This window comes from Haladaptatus sp. CMAA 1909 (genome assembly GCF_043952005.1).
Taxonomy (GTDB): Archaea; Halobacteriota; Halobacteria; order Halobacteriales; family Haladaptataceae; genus Haladaptatus.
Genome location: NZ_JBIOAV010000001.1, coordinates 3,009,629 through 3,023,102, shown reverse-complemented (window position 1 = coordinate 3,023,102; position 13,474 = coordinate 3,009,629). Strand labels below are relative to the sequence as shown.

Below are 13,474 nucleotides of genomic sequence, written 5' to 3'. Positions count from 1 at the left end.
GAGGATCAAACCAATGTTCGAAGCCATACTCGCATTCGTCAACGTAGCTGTACCGCTCCTGCAGGAAGGCGCCAACCAAGCGGCCGCCGCACCCGCAATCCCGAACAAAGCCGCAGCAGCCCTCGCAGTTGGACTTGCGGCGTTCGGTGCTGGGTACGCGGAGCGCGGTATCGGTGCCGCCGCAGTCGGCGCTATCGCAGAAGACCAAGACCTGTTCGGTACCGGACTGATCATGACGGTGCTGCCGGAGACGCTCGTCATCCTGGCACTGGTCGTCGTGTTCGTCGTTCCGAACTAAGCCCACCTTCCCTCTTCATCAATGAGCTTGGAAACGGTAGTTGAGGATATTAGAAACGAGGCCCGCGAGCGCGCGGAAAAGATTCGTACGGAAGGCGAGTCCCGCGCGGACCAGATTGTCTCCGAGGCCGAGACGGAAGCCGAGGAGATACTCGCGGCGAAAGAGCAGGAGGTTGAGAACCGAATCGAGCAGGAACGGGAGCAGAAACTCTCCAGCGCGAAACTCGAAGCCAAGCAGAAGCGGCTCGAAGCCCGTCGCGACGTGTTACAGGACGTGCGCGCCGACGCCGAGGAGAGCATCGCCACCCTCGGTGGCGACGAGCGCGAAGAACTGACGCGCTCACTGCTCGAGGCGGCCGCGGAGGAGTTCGAGTCGGGGAACACCGTCCGAATCTACGGACGCCCCGACGACGAGGGACTTCTGACCGATATCGTCGCGGACTACGACGGTTTCGAGTACGCGGGTGAGTACGACTGCCTCGGCGGCGTCGTCGCCGAGAGCGAGGCGTCCCGCGTTCGCGTGAACAACACGTTCGACTCGATTCTGGAGAACGTGTGGGAGGACAACCTCCAACAGATCAGTTCGCGGTTGTTCGAGCAATGAGCACGACCGAAGGAACATCGAACTACGAGTACGTCACCGCGCGAGTCAGGGCGCGCAGAGCGGCCCTGTTCGACGAGGAGGACTACCGAAAGCTCCTGCGCATGGGTCCGGGCGAAATCGCTCGCTACATGGAGGAGACGGAGTACGAGTCCGAGGTGAACGCACTCGGCGCGCGCTACGACGGTGTGGACCTCGTGGAGTACGCGCTGAACCGCAACCTCGCAAAGCACTTCAACGACCTGTTGGATTGGGCCGACGGGAAGCTGTACCAGCTCATCGCCCGCTACCTGCGGACGTTCGACGCGTGGAACGTCAAGACGGTTCTTCGCGGTATCTACGCGGATACCGACGGGCAGTCCGTGCGCGACGACTTGATTCACGCCGGTGAGTTCAACGAGGAGTTCCTCACGCGATTGGCCGAAGCGGGCACCATCGAGGACGTCGTCGAGATGCTCGGGACGACGATTTTCGGCGACAGCCTCGAAGACGCCTACGACGATTACGAGTCGACTGGCCTGTTGATCCCGCTGGAAAACGCGGTCGACCGGGCCTACTACGAGGGACTGATGGACGGTATGTCGGAGACGGAAGACCGCGCGACGCGGCTGTACATCGAGTTCCTGCAGGCGGAAATCGACTTCCGAAACATCCGCAACGTGCTCCGAATCAGTCGGAGCGGCGCGGACATCGACCCCTCGGAGTACTACATCTCCGGCGGTCGGCTGTTCGACGCGACGGAGTTGGCCCAACTCGCGGGCAGCACGGACGAGCTGATAGCGAGGGTTCGGGACAGTCCCTACGGGGACGAACTGGACGAAGCGCTGGACGAGCTTGAGCGAGCCGACAGTCTCATCGGATTCGAGCACGCACTGGATATTGCGCTGCTCGAATACTCAGACCACCTTTCACACGTGTTTCCGCTGTCCGTGTGTCCGGTGCTCGCTTACGTCCTCGCCAAACAGCGCGAAGTCGACAACATCCGTGCCATCGCGCGTGGGCGCGAGGCGGGACTGTCCGAAGACAGAATCGAAGAGGAACTGGTGGTACTATGAGTCAAGAAATCGCCGTCATCGGGAGTCCGGAGTTTACGACCGGATTCCGACTCGCAGGCGTCCGAAAGTTCGAGAACGTTCCGGACGACGAAAAGGACGCGGACTTGGACGAAGCCGTTTCTCGGACGTTGGAAGACGACGACATCGGCATCATCGTGATGCACGACGACGACCTCACACACCTCTCGCGGAACGTCCGAAACGACGTCGAGACGAGTGTGGAACCCACCCTTGTGACGCTGGGTGGTGGCGCGGGAAGCGGCGGACTCCGCGACAAAATCAAGCGCGCGATCGGTATCGACCTTATGGACGAAGACGAACAAGGTGATAACGAATGAGCCAGGCAACAGACAGCGACGTCGTCCGTGAGGACGGCGTCATTCAGAGCGTGAGCGGACCCGTCGTTACCGCCACGGACCTCGGCGCCCGGATGAACGACGTTGTGTACGTCGGTGAGGAAGGGCTGATGGGAGAGGTCATCGAAATCGAAGGAAACCAAACCACCATTCAGGTGTACGAAGAGACCTCGAACGTCGCCCCCGGTGAACCCGTCGAGAACACGGGCGAACCGCTGTCGGTCGACCTCGGGCCGGGCATGCTGTACTCCATCTACGACGGGGTTCAGCGCCCGCTGGACGTGCTCGAAGACAAGATGGGCGCGTTCCTCGACCGCGGTGTCGACGCTCCCGGTATCGACCAGGAGAAGACGTGGGAGTTCACCCCGACCATCAGCGAAGGCGACGAGGTGGAACCCGGCGACGTCGTCGGGACCGTTCCCGAAACCGAGAGCATCGAACACAAGGTCATGGTGCCGCCGGACTACGAGGGCGGCGAAGTCGTTGCCACGGAAGAGGGCAACTACGACGTGACCGAAACCGTCGTCGAACTCGACAACGGCGAAGAAATCGCGATGCAACAGGAGTGGCCGGTTCGTGAAGCACGGCCCTCCGTCGACAAACAGACGCCCCGGACGCCGCTCGTGTCCGGTCAGCGTATCCTCGACGGCCTGTTCCCCATCGCGAAGGGTGGAACGGCCGCGATTCCGGGACCGTTCGGCTCCGGGAAGACGGTTACCCAGCACTCGCTCGCCAAGTGGGCCGACGCGGACATCGTCGTCTACGTCGGTTGTGGTGAGCGCGGGAACGAGATGACGGAAGTTATCGAGGACTTCCCGGAACTCGAGGACCCGCGAACGGGCAAGCCGCTCATGTCGCGGACGTGCCTCATCGCGAACACGTCGAACATGCCCGTGGCAGCACGTGAGTCGTGCATTTACACGGGAATCACCATCGCGGAGTACTACCGCGACATGGGATACGACGTCGCGCTCATGGCCGACTCCACCTCGCGGTGGGCGGAGGCGATGCGTGAGATTTCCTCGCGTCTCGAAGAGATGCCCGGCGAGGAGGGATACCCGGCGTACCTCGCCGCCCGTCTCGCCGAGTTCTACGAGCGCGCAGGTAAGTTCGAGAACATCAACGGCACGGAGGGTTCGGTGTCGGTCATCGGCGCAGTGTCGCCCCCGGGCGGCGACTTCTCCGAGCCGGTCACGCAGAACACCCTGCGTATCGTGAAGACGTTCTGGGCGCTGGACGCCGACCTCGCGGAACGGCGTCACTTCCCGGCCATCAATTGGGACGAGTCCTACTCGCTGTACAAGGACCAGCTCGACCCGTGGTACGAACAGAACGTCGAACCCGACTTCCCGGAGAAGCGTCAGTGGGCGACCGACGTGCTCGACGAGGAGGGCGAACTGCAGGAGATCGTTCAGCTCGTCGGTAAGGACGCGCTGCCCGAAGACCAGCAGTTGACGCTCGAAGTCGCGCGCTACCTCCGCGAAGGGTGGCTCCAGCAGAACGCGTTCCACGACGTGGACATGTTCTGTGAGCCGAAGAAGACCTACCGGATGCTCGAAGCGATCCAGACGTTCAACAATGAGGCGTTCAGCGCACTCGAAGCCGGCGTTCCGGTGGACGAAATCACGGCTATCGACGCCGCCCCACGCCTCAACCGCATGGGAACGGCCGAGGACTGGGACGACTTCATCGGCGATATCGAAGAGGACATCAAAGACGAGCTCAGGGAGAAGTACTAATGAAAGAATACCAGACCATTACGGAAATCAGCGGCCCGCTGGTGTTCGCCGAAGTCGACGAGCCGATCGGATACGACGAAATCGTCGAAATCGAGACGCCGGCCGGCGACACACTACGCGGACAGGTGCTCGAATCGAGCGACGGCCTCGTCTCGATTCAGGTGTTCGAGGGAACGGAAGGTATCAACCGGGAGTCGTCGGTTCGATTCCTCGGCGAGACCATGAAGATGCCCGTGACCGAGGACCTCCTCGGTCGCGTGCTCGACGGGTCGGGACAACCCATCGACGGCGGCCCGGAAATCGTCCCGGACCGACGTGACGACATCATTGGTGCGGCTATCAACCCCTACGCACGCGAGTACCCCGAAGAGTTCATCCAGACCGGCGTGTCCGCCATCGACGGCATGAACACGCTGGTTCGTGGACAGAAACTGCCCATCTTCTCCGCGTCCGGGCTTCCGCACAACGACCTCGCGCTCCAGATTGCGCGACAGGCGAGCGTGCTCGAAGACGAAGCGGATGGCGAAGAGAGCGAGTTCGCAGTGGTGTTCGGCGCGATGGGCATCACGGCGGAAGAGGCGAACGAGTTCATGGAGGACTTCGAGCGCACCGGCGCACTGGAGCGCTCCGTGGTCTTCATGAACCTCGCGGACGACCCCGCAGTCGAGCGGACGGTCACCCCGCGTCTCGCACTGACGACGGCGGAGTACCTCGCGTTCGAGAAGGATTACCACGTGCTGGTCATCCTGACGGACATGACGAACTACTGTGAGGCGCTGCGCGAAATCGGTGCAGCGCGCGAGGAGGTTCCGGGTCGCCGTGGCTACCCCGGATACATGTACACAGACCTCGCGCAGCTGTACGAACGCGCGGGTCGTATCGAAGGTCGTGAAGGGTCCGTCACGCAGATTCCCATCCTCACGATGCCGGGTGACGACGACACGCACCCGATTCCCGACCTGACCGGGTACATCACCGAGGGACAGATCTACATCGACCGCGACCTGAACTCGCAGGGTATCCAACCGCCGATCAACCCGCTTCCGAGCCTCTCGCGGCTGATGGACGACGGTATCGGCGAGGGACTCACCCGCGCCGACCACTCCGGCGTTTCCGACCAGATGTACGCGGCGTACGCGCAAGGTGAGGACCTGCGCGACCTCGTGAACATCGTCGGCCGTGAAGCGCTGAGCGAGCGGGACAACCAGTACCTCGACTTCGCGGATCAGTTCGAGACGGAATTCCTCGATCAGGGATTCAACACGAACCGAAGCATCGAAGAGACGCTGGGTATCGGCTGGGACCTCCTCTCGATGCTGCCGAAGGAGGAACTCAACCGTATCGACGAGGAGTACATCGAGGAGTACTACCCCGAAGAGCAGGCGGAAGAAGTCGCCGCCGACTAACGCGGTTTCCGTTTCTTTCATTTTTCGCGCGTAACGGACGAGCAACGCGAGTATTCCGTGTCTCAGTCCGGGGGCACCCGAGCGGAGCGGCGTTCGACTGTAAAGAATTATCCCCTTCCAGTTTCTAGCATCAACCAACATGGCCAAGGACGTCAAACCCACTCGGAAGAACCTCATGGCGATAGAGGATCGCATCGACCTCTCCGAACGGGGGCACGACACGCTGGAGAAGAAGCGTGACGGTCTCATCATGGAGTTCATGGACATCCTCGACCAGGCACAGGACGTACGCTCCGGTCTCGAAGAGGATTACCAGCGCGCACAGCAGACCATCAACATGGCCCGCGCGATGGAGGGCGACGTTGCGGTTCGCGGTGCCGCCGCCGCGCTGCAGGAACACCCCGAAATCACGACGGAGTCGAAGAACATCATGGGCGTCGTCGTCCCGCAGATCGAGTCCTCGAAGGTCAAGAAGTCGCTCGACGAGCGGGGTTACGGAGTTCTCGGAACGAGCGCCCGCATCGACGAAACCGCGGACGCATACGAGGAACTGCTCGAAAGCGTCATCCTCGCCGCGGAAGTCGAGACGGCGATGAAAAAGATGCTGACCGAAATCGAGACGACGAAGCGCCGCGTCAACGCGCTCGAATTCAAACTCCTCCCGGAACTGCACGAGGCACAGGACTACATCGAGCAGAAACTCGAAGAGCAAGAGCGCGAGGAAATCTTCCGGATGAAGAAGATCAAGGCCAAGAAGGAAGAAGAAGAGAGAGCGGAGAAGGAAGCCCGCGAACCGGAAGTAGCGGAAGGCGAAGTCGTCGTCACGAGCTAAATTCGATAGTTTCTATCTGCGGTTTACACCGGAGGGGTACAGCGGTGCGTTTCGAGTCGATGAAGTGGACGTCGAAGGCTACGGTATCCCCGGCTTTCCATTCGAAACGATGCCCTTGGGTCGGGGGTGAATTTCACGGGGTCGAGCGAAGTAGTCGAGGTGAAAACTGGATCTATGCTCGGTTTTCGAATAGTTGTGGGTCCCCGAATCGAAACTCGCCGGAGTTATTCTCCGACGTACGTGAACCAGTCTTCGTGGTCGTCGGTACGGCGGTTGATGAGGTCGAAGAACGCGGACTGGAGTTCTTCCGTCACGGGGCCGCGACTGCCGTTTCCGATTTCCACGTTGTCCACCTGCCGGATGGGCGTGACTTCCGCCGCGCTGCCGGTGAAGAACAGTTCGTCGGCGGTGTTGAGTTCGCCGCGGCTGATGGTCGCGTCGTCGTGGACCGTGTAACCCATCTCCTCGGCCAGCGTGATGACGCTGTTGCGGGTGATGCCGTCGAGGATGCTCTGGGAGAGGCCGGGGGTGAAAATCTCGCCGTCGCGGACCATGAAGATGTTCTCGCCGGGTCCTTCCGCGACGTTGCCTTCCTTGTTCAGGACGATGGCTTCGACGTAGCCGTTGCGGCGGGCTTCCTCGCCGGCGAGGAGGCTGTTGACGTACAGGCCGGTCGTCTTGGCGTTGGTCGGAATCTGGCTGGAGGCGTGTTTGCGCCACGAGGAGATCATGACCTCGACGCCGTTTTCGAGGGCGTCCTCGCCGAGGTACGCGCCCCACGGCCACGCGGCGATGGTGACGTCGGTTGGGCAGTCGCCGGGACTGACCCCGAGGCTGTCGTAGCCGTAGTAGGCGATGGGCCGGATGTAACAGGAGCGGAGGTCCTGACTATCGATGAGTTCGAGGGTCGCGTCCGTGAGTTCCTCGGGGCTGTACTCGATTTCCATGTCGTAGGGTTTACACGATTCGTAGAAGCGCTGGAGGTGGTCCTCCCAGCGGAAAATCGCCGGACCCTTCTCCGTGTCGTAGCACCGAACACCTTCGAAAACGCCCGTCCCGTAGTGCAGTCCGTGTGTGAGAACGTGGATTTGTGCGTCGTCCCAATCGACGAATTCGCCGTCCATCCAGATGGTGTCCACGTCCATATCGTCAAAGCTCATACGTCCGCCTCAAGGAAGGCCACGGTAATGAGTTTTAGCGATTCCCTTCGGACGATTGTGTGAAATCACTCGGGGGAGAGTAATCGGTCGAAGGCACTCTTCCCGTGTCCGGCGTATTCGATATGGAAGGAGAAGAGTTCGTGCGTGCAGGTTCCCTTCCAGTTCGTTTCTCGCATTGCTGCTGTGAGTACGTCGAAATCCACTTTTCCGAATCCGACTGGAAGATGTTCGTCGTCGTCATCTCGACGGGTATCGTTAAGGTGGAGATGTGAAATTCGGTCGCCGTGGGTCCGGAACAACGACGCTTGTGTCTCCGCGTCGTGTCCAGTTGCGTACGCGTGGCCGGTGTCGAGACACGAGACGGCGTCCGTCTCCTCGAAGAGGTTCGAGAAATCGCTGCAGGTGAAAAAATCCCGTTTCACGTTTTCGAGACAGACCTCGAAATCCCGTTCGCGGCCGTACGTCGTGAGACGACGTACCGATTCGTACAGTGATTCACGAAGTGCTTCGTGGCCCCAGACGTGCGGGAATCCGCCGGATGCCGCGTGAAAAACGCCTTTCTCCGCACCTAATTCGACGGCCGTATCGATGGCGAATTCGAGCTGTCGGCAAGCTCCTTTTCGAACGTGGTCGTGCGGAGACCCGGGATACAGTCGATACGGAAGGTGGACAACGACATCGAGGTCGTGTGCGACCAACGTTTCCCGCAGCGAAGTCGTGTCGATATCCTGCGCTGGAAACGCCTGCTCCATATCGAGTTCGACGAAATCGAACCCGTGTTCGGCCGCGAAGGAGAACGCCTCCGAATCGGGGACGGTACCACAAACCATCAACCCTTGGCGAATCGTCATAAGCGACGTTTTGTAAACACAGATATCAAGGTTTGCAAAAAAAGTGTGGGCAGTTCATTCCGACTCAAAAATGGTGCCAGTTTCGTTTCAGGCCGGGCGCGCATCGCTGCGCCGTGCCGAGCGTCCCTTCAGCCACGACCCGAGTGCGCCACCGACGGCACCGGGGATTGCGGCGACGACGACGTACACTACGCCGAAGGCGAACAGACCCATGGTCGGGATGAGACCAGCGGCCAGCAATCCTGCAAGGGTCAGGATGACGAGTGCGACGATCGCCCCGGCGGCGGTTGCGACACCACCGTTGAGCGCGCCATCATCGAGTTTGATGCCGGACACGTAGCCAGCGACGAGACCGCCGATGATGCCGGTCAAGCCAGCGCCGACGATGGGAAGCGCCATGTCGGTGAACGGGACCGTTGCCCCACTGAGCAAGCCGACGATGATGGTCGCGACGATTCCGTATATGATCGCTCTTAGTTTGAGGTCCATACCTACTATATCGACTTCTAGAAGCATCAACATTTTTCATAATTTAGATACGTATTCCGACATTACCGCAACGCGGAGCGGGGATTTCGTTAGTAAACGCGAGTATTACGGTCCGTGAATACGGTTTTTACGGTCCGAAGAGACCGAATGCGGCAAAAGAATCAGCCGAGGGATTCGATTATCTCCGACCCTTCGAGATACGGAAACTCGTGACGCTCGGCGTAGGCGCGTGCGTCCGCCGGCGAAAGCGCACCGCCGGTTTCGTCGTCCAGCATTTCACAGACGACGACGGCGGGGGACCGGTCCGCCGCCGCCGCGAGGACGACACCGAGTTCGGTGTGGCCCTGTCGCTCGGCCAACAGGCCGGGTGCGGCTTTGAGCAGGTGAACGTGGCCGGGTGCACGGAACTCGCCCGCGAAGTCGGTGTCGTCGGGTGATGCGGCCGCGCGTGCGAGTTTCCGAATCGTCAGCGAGCGGTCGTCGTCCGTGATGCCGGTGTAGGTATCCCGATGATTCACGGTCAGGGAGAACGAAGAGCGGGAATCGTAGCCGAGGTCGTGGCCCTCGCTCGCAGGATGGTCGATGATTTCGTCCATGTAGTCGAGTCCGAACCGCTCGGCGACGTCGTGGGAGAGTGCGGTACAGACCAATCCGCCGGCGTCGTTTCGAAGGCGCGAGACGGCGGCCGGCGTGACGGCTTCGGCGGGATAGATGAGGTCGGTTTCACCTTCCCGGTCGTCCGCGTCGTGGACGAGGAGGGGCGACCCGTCGCGAAACGCGGTGACGGCCTTCTCGACGGACGCCGCGGCGGTTTGACTCATTGGACCTCCTCGATGTACACGGTCACGTGGTTGCCGTCTTCCAGTCCGAGTTCGTCGCGTAGTTTCTCCTCCGCGATGAGTTCCAACTGGTCTTCGTCGTGGTGGGTTCGTTCGGGCGCGATGACGTGGACCGGTTCGTAGGATTCGCCGTCGGTCGTTTGGACGGCCGCGGGATAGCAGACTGCGGGGCCGTACGTTCGGTCGCCGTCCTCCCACGCGTCGATGGAAACGGGAGCGAGCGCGTCCATCGCGGAGCGAGCGCGAACGCTCTCGGTGGAGAGTTCGACGTTCAAGGTTCCCGGATATGGTTCGTAACCCAACCGGTCGATGAACTGTTCCATGTAGCCCGACAGGGAGATGTAATGTTTGCCTTCGCCCATGCCGCCGGTTACGGTTCCGGAGAGTTCGACGCCGGAGAGGTCCTCGAAGATTCGACGATAATCCTCGTACTCGCGTTTCAGTTCCCATTCGCCGTCGTCGGTGATGGCGACCCACTGTCCGTTGCTAACGATTTCGCGCGTGATGAGGCCCGCATCGTCCAGACGCTGGAGGCGACGCGATGCGGTCTGATTGGACGCATCGAGGCGGTCCGCGAGGTCGGCACAGGACACTTTGACCTCGCTTTCGAGCGCCCCGTCGAGGGCGAGAAGCTTCAACGCGGCGAGTTCGTCGTACCCGACCACGAGCGATGTCGCTGACATACACGATACTCCGTGCTTGGTTCGTTTAAGCGTACCGGAACCGAGATGCGTAACAGAAGTGTTACGGCGTGCCGCGTGCGTGGGCTGCTTGGAGAGTACGTTGTGTATTATGGCTTCTAAGTGTGCTGGTTTTCACGCCGAAAACGACGCGTTCGGTGTGCTTCCTCCACACCGCCAGATATTGGATTTCTCAGACTTGAAATTTAATGGGATATTGGCTAGATTAAAGTGCGTTGTGATAATACGTAATAGATGTATGGGAGCAGAAGACGTCACGGTCGACGGTGAAAACGGTCGAACAGGTCGAGAGGGACAGCAAAAACGAGGCAAACAGTCGAGAGAGAAGGGGTCAACGAGGACGGCCGGAGAGAGTACGAGGCGAGCAACGCTGACGCGACGAGCCTTCGTCGGTGGCCTGTCGGTCGTCGGTTTGGGGGCCGGACTGGCCGCGCTCTCTGACCGTGCGGCGGCGGCGGGTGAACCCGTTCACTTCCAGTACTTCCACGAGACGTGGCCGACCATCACGGACAACCTCTCGACGGTCGCCGACAGGGGATACGACGCGGTGTGGATACAGGCACCACAGAAGAGCGACCTGACGTGGAACGACCAGAGCGGACGCAACGACCCGCCGCTCGGCTACCAACCGGTCGATTACACGGTGTTCGACAGCGAGTTCGGTACGGAGAGCGAACTCCAAGCGCTCATCGACGAGGCGCACAATCAGGGGTTGGAAGTGTTCGTCGATTGCGTGATGAATCACATGGCGACGGGATACGACTACGACTTCCCTCGTTTCTCGTACAACGATTTCCACCACGACGTCGGGTCCATCGACGACTGGAGCGACGACCATCAGGTCGAACACGGCGAACTCCTCGGACTCCCCGACCTCGCCCAGTACGAGTCGTCTTCCTCGGAGTACGTGCGCGGCGAGTTGATGAACTACATGCAGAAGATAGCCTCCTTCGGCGCGGACGGCTATCGCTTCGATGCGGTCAAACACGTCGAGGAGAAGTACTGGCGCGACTACGCGAACCCGAAGGCCGACGAACTCGGCATGAGCCGAATCGGCGAGGTGTACAGCGGAAACGTCGATTACGTGCAGGGGTACGTCGATACGGGGATGGACGCGTTCGACTATCCGCTGTACTACACCCTCAGCGACGTGTTCTCCGGCGGCAACATGAGTCAACTGCAAGGTGCGGGTCTCGTCGGTCAAGACCCGTTCCACGCCCACCCGTTCGTCCAGAATCACGACACGGGCGCGCCGTCCCAGTACCACCTCGCACACGCATTCGTCCTCACGAGCGAGGGCGTACCGATGATTTACAACCTCTACCCGAACGCCATTTTGGACGACAGCGACGTCAACAACATGGTATGGGTGAAGAAGAACCTCGCCGGCGGCGAAACTTACTGGCGACACGCGGACAGCGACCTCGGCGTTTACGAACGGTACAACAACCTGCTTGTGGGAATCAACAACGGCGGAAGCAGTCGCACCCAGTCGGTGTACACCTCGTGGACGAACACGACGCTCCACGACTACAGCGGCACGGCAGGAGACGTGACCACGGGGAGCGACGGATGGGTCGATATCACGGTTCCGTCGGAAGGCTGGGTGTTCTACGCGCCGAACTGATCACGACGGGTCTTGCCCGTTTCCACAGATAGAACACCCCGCGTTTCGACCACTCGAACGCCGATGGAGAAAGTCAATCTCGACGCAGCGTTCGGCACGTTCGATGAACACGGAGCCCCTCGACTCGCGGCCGAATTGAACGGACAGGCCGTCAAACTCGCCAAACTGGAAGGAGAGTTCGTCTGGCACCACCACGACGACGCGGACGAGATGTTCCTCGTGACGAGCGGGGAACTCCGCATCAAATTGCGGGAGGAAGACGACGTCGTGTTGGAGGAAGGTGAGTTCTTCGTCGTTCCGCGGGGAGTAGAACACAAGCCGGTATCGGAGGAGGAAACCGAGATTCTCCTGTTCGAACCGGCGGGGACGACCAACACCGGGAACGTCGAGAGCGAGTTGACGAAAACGGACCTCGAACGGGTGTAGGCAGACCGACCGCGGTTATGCCATCTACCCACCCAGCGGCGTCCACGTCGTCGAATCGCGCTCCCAGAACTCGCTGTCCTTCTTCAGTTTCGGAACCCACGTGTCCTCCGTCTTCGAGAGGAGCGCGACCCGCGAGGCGGGAACCTGCTTCAGCACGTCGTGGTCGGGCATGTGTTCGCCGACTCGCTCGGTGAACTCGACGACCTCCTCGTGGTCGAGCATGGACGAGCGGTCGAGTCGGCCCCGCGAGTGGCCGACGTGCATGTAGGCCTTGAGTTCGACGAAGTCCGGGTCGGCGCGCTCGTAGAACGCGGCGTACCAGTCCGGATTGGCGACGTTCTCCCCGCCGACGAGCGTGGTCCGGATGACGGTTCGCGTCTCGTCCTTTTCGGCCAGCACGTCCATCGTGTCGATGAGTTTCTCCCACGCGTCGTCGTCCACGGCGCGGACCACGTGATCGAAGGTGGCGCGGTCCGCGGCGTCCACGCTGACGTACAGTTGCGTCGGGTCGCAGCGTTCCAGCATCTCGGGGTTCGTCCCGTTGCTCACGAGGAACGTGGTGATGTCCCGGTCGTGGAACGCCTCGATGAGTTCCGGGAGGTAGGGATACAGCGTCGGTTCGCCGTCGAGCGAGATGGCGACGTGGCGCGGTTCCATGGACTCCTCGAACACCTCGCGCGGAACGTCGTCGTTGCCGCCGAATCCCGAGAGCAGTTTGCGTTGAAGGCGAATGCTCGCGTCCACGACGGCCTCGGGGTCGTCCCACTCCACGTCTCCTAATTCGTAGGAGTGGCCGCGGTGGTCCCGCCAACAGAAGACACAGCGCTCGTTGCACTTGACGACCGGCGTCATCTGAATGCAACGATGGGATTCGATGCCGTAGAAGATGTTCTTGTAGCACTTCCCTTCCCCGCGAAGCGCGTTCGCCGTCCAGCCACAGGTCTGGGCGGCGGTGTGGTTCTCGTGGTGGTAATTGGGAGAGTCCACCTGTTTGGGGCCGTCATCGGAACTCGAACCGTTCCGTTCGCTCGCCGACCTTTCCTCGGCCGTGTCCGATTCGCTCATTGACGGATGAATATCGTCCAACGGTAAAAC

15 protein-coding genes are annotated in these 13,474 nt (G+C 60.9%); 9 read left to right on the top strand and 6 right to left on the bottom strand.

Going from position 1 to position 13,474, the window contains the following annotated elements; translation table 11 throughout:
• Positions 1 to 13 precede the first annotated feature (13 nt).
• From ACGYLY_RS16295 to ACGYLY_RS16265, 7 genes are all read left to right on the top strand, one after another.
• Positions 14 to 298 carry a F0F1 ATP synthase subunit C gene (locus ACGYLY_RS16295; RefSeq protein WP_395283910.1) on the top strand — a complete coding sequence of 95 codons (285 nt, stop codon included), beginning with the start codon at positions 14 to 16 and terminating at the stop codon, positions 296 to 298.
• A gap of 21 nt (positions 299 to 319) precedes the next feature.
• Positions 320 to 901, top strand: coding sequence for a V-type ATP synthase subunit E (locus tag ACGYLY_RS16290; RefSeq protein ID WP_395283911.1), 582 nt, complete (start codon positions 320 to 322; stop codon positions 899 to 901).
• Positions 898 to 1,953, top strand: a complete 1,056-nt coding sequence (locus ACGYLY_RS16285; protein ID WP_395283912.1) for a V-type ATP synthase subunit C — start codon at positions 898 to 900, stop codon at positions 1,951 to 1,953. Before ACGYLY_RS16290 ends, ACGYLY_RS16285 begins: the two co-directional genes overlap by 4 nt.
• Entirely contained in the window at positions 1,950 to 2,291 is a 342-nt protein-coding gene (locus tag ACGYLY_RS16280) for a V-type ATP synthase subunit F (RefSeq protein WP_395283913.1), read from the top strand. The genes ACGYLY_RS16285 and ACGYLY_RS16280 overlap by 4 nt, the downstream gene beginning before the upstream one ends.
• Positions 2,288 to 4,048: an ATP synthase subunit A gene (locus ACGYLY_RS16275; protein WP_395283914.1), complete on the top strand. Its 1,761-nt coding sequence runs from the start codon at positions 2,288 to 2,290 to the stop codon at positions 4,046 to 4,048. Before ACGYLY_RS16280 ends, ACGYLY_RS16275 begins: the two co-directional genes overlap by 4 nt.
• Positions 4,048 to 5,454, top strand: a complete 1,407-nt coding sequence (locus ACGYLY_RS16270) for an ATP synthase subunit B (protein WP_395283915.1) — start codon at positions 4,048 to 4,050, stop codon at positions 5,452 to 5,454. Before ACGYLY_RS16275 ends, ACGYLY_RS16270 begins: the two co-directional genes overlap by 1 nt.
• A 139-nt stretch (positions 5,455 to 5,593) precedes the next feature.
• Positions 5,594 to 6,286, top strand: a complete 693-nt coding sequence (locus tag ACGYLY_RS16265) for a V-type ATP synthase subunit D (RefSeq protein ID WP_395283916.1) — start codon at positions 5,594 to 5,596, stop codon at positions 6,284 to 6,286.
• A 224-nt stretch (positions 6,287 to 6,510) separates the two neighbouring features.
• On the opposite strand, the gene ACGYLY_RS16260 is transcribed toward ACGYLY_RS16265, so the two are convergent.
• From ACGYLY_RS16260 to ACGYLY_RS16240, 5 genes are all read right to left on the bottom strand, one after another.
• A complete protein-coding gene (locus tag ACGYLY_RS16260) occupies positions 6,511 to 7,446 on the bottom strand; it encodes a branched-chain amino acid transaminase (RefSeq protein ID WP_395283917.1) in 936 nt (311 codons plus the stop codon).
• Positions 7,447 to 7,511: 65 nt separating this feature from the next.
• On the bottom strand, positions 7,512 to 8,297 hold the full coding sequence (locus ACGYLY_RS16255; protein WP_395283918.1) for a sugar phosphate isomerase/epimerase family protein: 786 nt from the start codon (positions 8,295 to 8,297) through the stop codon (positions 7,512 to 7,514).
• An 87-nt stretch (positions 8,298 to 8,384) separates the two neighbouring features.
• A complete protein-coding gene (locus ACGYLY_RS16250; protein WP_395283919.1) occupies positions 8,385 to 8,786 on the bottom strand; it encodes a DUF5518 domain-containing protein in 402 nt (133 codons plus the stop codon).
• A 161-nt stretch (positions 8,787 to 8,947) separates the two neighbouring features.
• Complete coding sequence (ribB, locus tag ACGYLY_RS16245) at positions 8,948 to 9,607, bottom strand: 3,4-dihydroxy-2-butanone-4-phosphate synthase (protein WP_395283920.1); 660 nt, start codon at positions 9,605 to 9,607, stop codon at positions 8,948 to 8,950.
• Positions 9,604 to 10,308, bottom strand: a complete 705-nt coding sequence (locus tag ACGYLY_RS16240) for a DUF120 domain-containing protein (protein WP_395283921.1) — start codon at positions 10,306 to 10,308, stop codon at positions 9,604 to 9,606. Before ACGYLY_RS16240 ends, ribB begins: the two co-directional genes overlap by 4 nt.
• Before the next feature lie 256 nt (positions 10,309 to 10,564).
• Here ACGYLY_RS16240 and ACGYLY_RS16235 point away from each other — a divergent pair, with 256 nt between their 5' ends.
• Together ACGYLY_RS16235 and ACGYLY_RS16230 are read left to right on the top strand one after the other, a co-directional pair.
• A complete protein-coding gene (locus ACGYLY_RS16235) occupies positions 10,565 to 11,953 on the top strand; it encodes an alpha-amylase domain-containing protein (RefSeq protein WP_395283922.1) in 1,389 nt (462 codons plus the stop codon).
• A 63-nt stretch (positions 11,954 to 12,016) separates the two neighbouring features.
• On the top strand, positions 12,017 to 12,379 hold the full coding sequence (locus ACGYLY_RS16230; protein WP_395283923.1) for a cupin domain-containing protein: 363 nt from the start codon (positions 12,017 to 12,019) through the stop codon (positions 12,377 to 12,379).
• A gap of 24 nt (positions 12,380 to 12,403) precedes the next feature.
• Here ACGYLY_RS16230 and twy1 read toward each other — a convergent pair whose 3' ends face one another.
• Positions 12,404 to 13,444: a 4-demethylwyosine synthase TYW1 gene (gene twy1 / locus ACGYLY_RS16225; protein WP_395283924.1), complete on the bottom strand. Its 1,041-nt coding sequence runs from the start codon at positions 13,442 to 13,444 to the stop codon at positions 12,404 to 12,406.
• Positions 13,445 to 13,474 lie beyond the last annotated feature (30 nt).

What these genes read in the sequence shown, in the direction of transcription:
- ACGYLY_RS16295 (WP_395283910.1), top strand. Translation starts at nt 14, where the DNA reads ATGTTCGAAGCCATACTCGCATTCGTCAACGTAGCTGTACCGCTCCTG.
- ACGYLY_RS16290 (WP_395283911.1), top strand. Translation starts at nt 320, where the DNA reads ATGAGCTTGGAAACGGTAGTTGAGGATATTAGAAACGAGGCCCGCGAG.
- ACGYLY_RS16285 (WP_395283912.1), top strand. Translation starts at nt 898, where the DNA reads ATGAGCACGACCGAAGGAACATCGAACTACGAGTACGTCACCGCGCGA.
- ACGYLY_RS16280 (WP_395283913.1), top strand. Translation starts at nt 1,950, where the DNA reads ATGAGTCAAGAAATCGCCGTCATCGGGAGTCCGGAGTTTACGACCGGA.
- ACGYLY_RS16275 (WP_395283914.1), top strand. Translation starts at nt 2,288, where the DNA reads ATGAGCCAGGCAACAGACAGCGACGTCGTCCGTGAGGACGGCGTCATT.
- ACGYLY_RS16270 (WP_395283915.1), top strand. Translation starts at nt 4,048, where the DNA reads ATGAAAGAATACCAGACCATTACGGAAATCAGCGGCCCGCTGGTGTTC.
- ACGYLY_RS16265 (WP_395283916.1), top strand. Translation starts at nt 5,594, where the DNA reads ATGGCCAAGGACGTCAAACCCACTCGGAAGAACCTCATGGCGATAGAG.
- ACGYLY_RS16260 (WP_395283917.1), bottom strand. Translation starts at nt 7,446, where the DNA reads ATGAGCTTTGACGATATGGACGTGGACACCATCTGGATGGACGGCGAA.
- ACGYLY_RS16255 (WP_395283918.1), bottom strand. Translation starts at nt 8,297, where the DNA reads ATGACGATTCGCCAAGGGTTGATGGTTTGTGGTACCGTCCCCGATTCG.
- ACGYLY_RS16250 (WP_395283919.1), bottom strand. Translation starts at nt 8,786, where the DNA reads ATGGACCTCAAACTAAGAGCGATCATATACGGAATCGTCGCGACCATC.
- ribB (WP_395283920.1), bottom strand. Translation starts at nt 9,607, where the DNA reads ATGAGTCAAACCGCCGCGGCGTCCGTCGAGAAGGCCGTCACCGCGTTT.
- ACGYLY_RS16240 (WP_395283921.1), bottom strand. Translation starts at nt 10,308, where the DNA reads ATGTCAGCGACATCGCTCGTGGTCGGGTACGACGAACTCGCCGCGTTG.
- ACGYLY_RS16235 (WP_395283922.1), top strand. Translation starts at nt 10,565, where the DNA reads ATGGGAGCAGAAGACGTCACGGTCGACGGTGAAAACGGTCGAACAGGT.
- ACGYLY_RS16230 (WP_395283923.1), top strand. Translation starts at nt 12,017, where the DNA reads ATGGAGAAAGTCAATCTCGACGCAGCGTTCGGCACGTTCGATGAACAC.
- twy1 (WP_395283924.1), bottom strand. Translation starts at nt 13,444, where the DNA reads ATGAGCGAATCGGACACGGCCGAGGAAAGGTCGGCGAGCGAACGGAAC.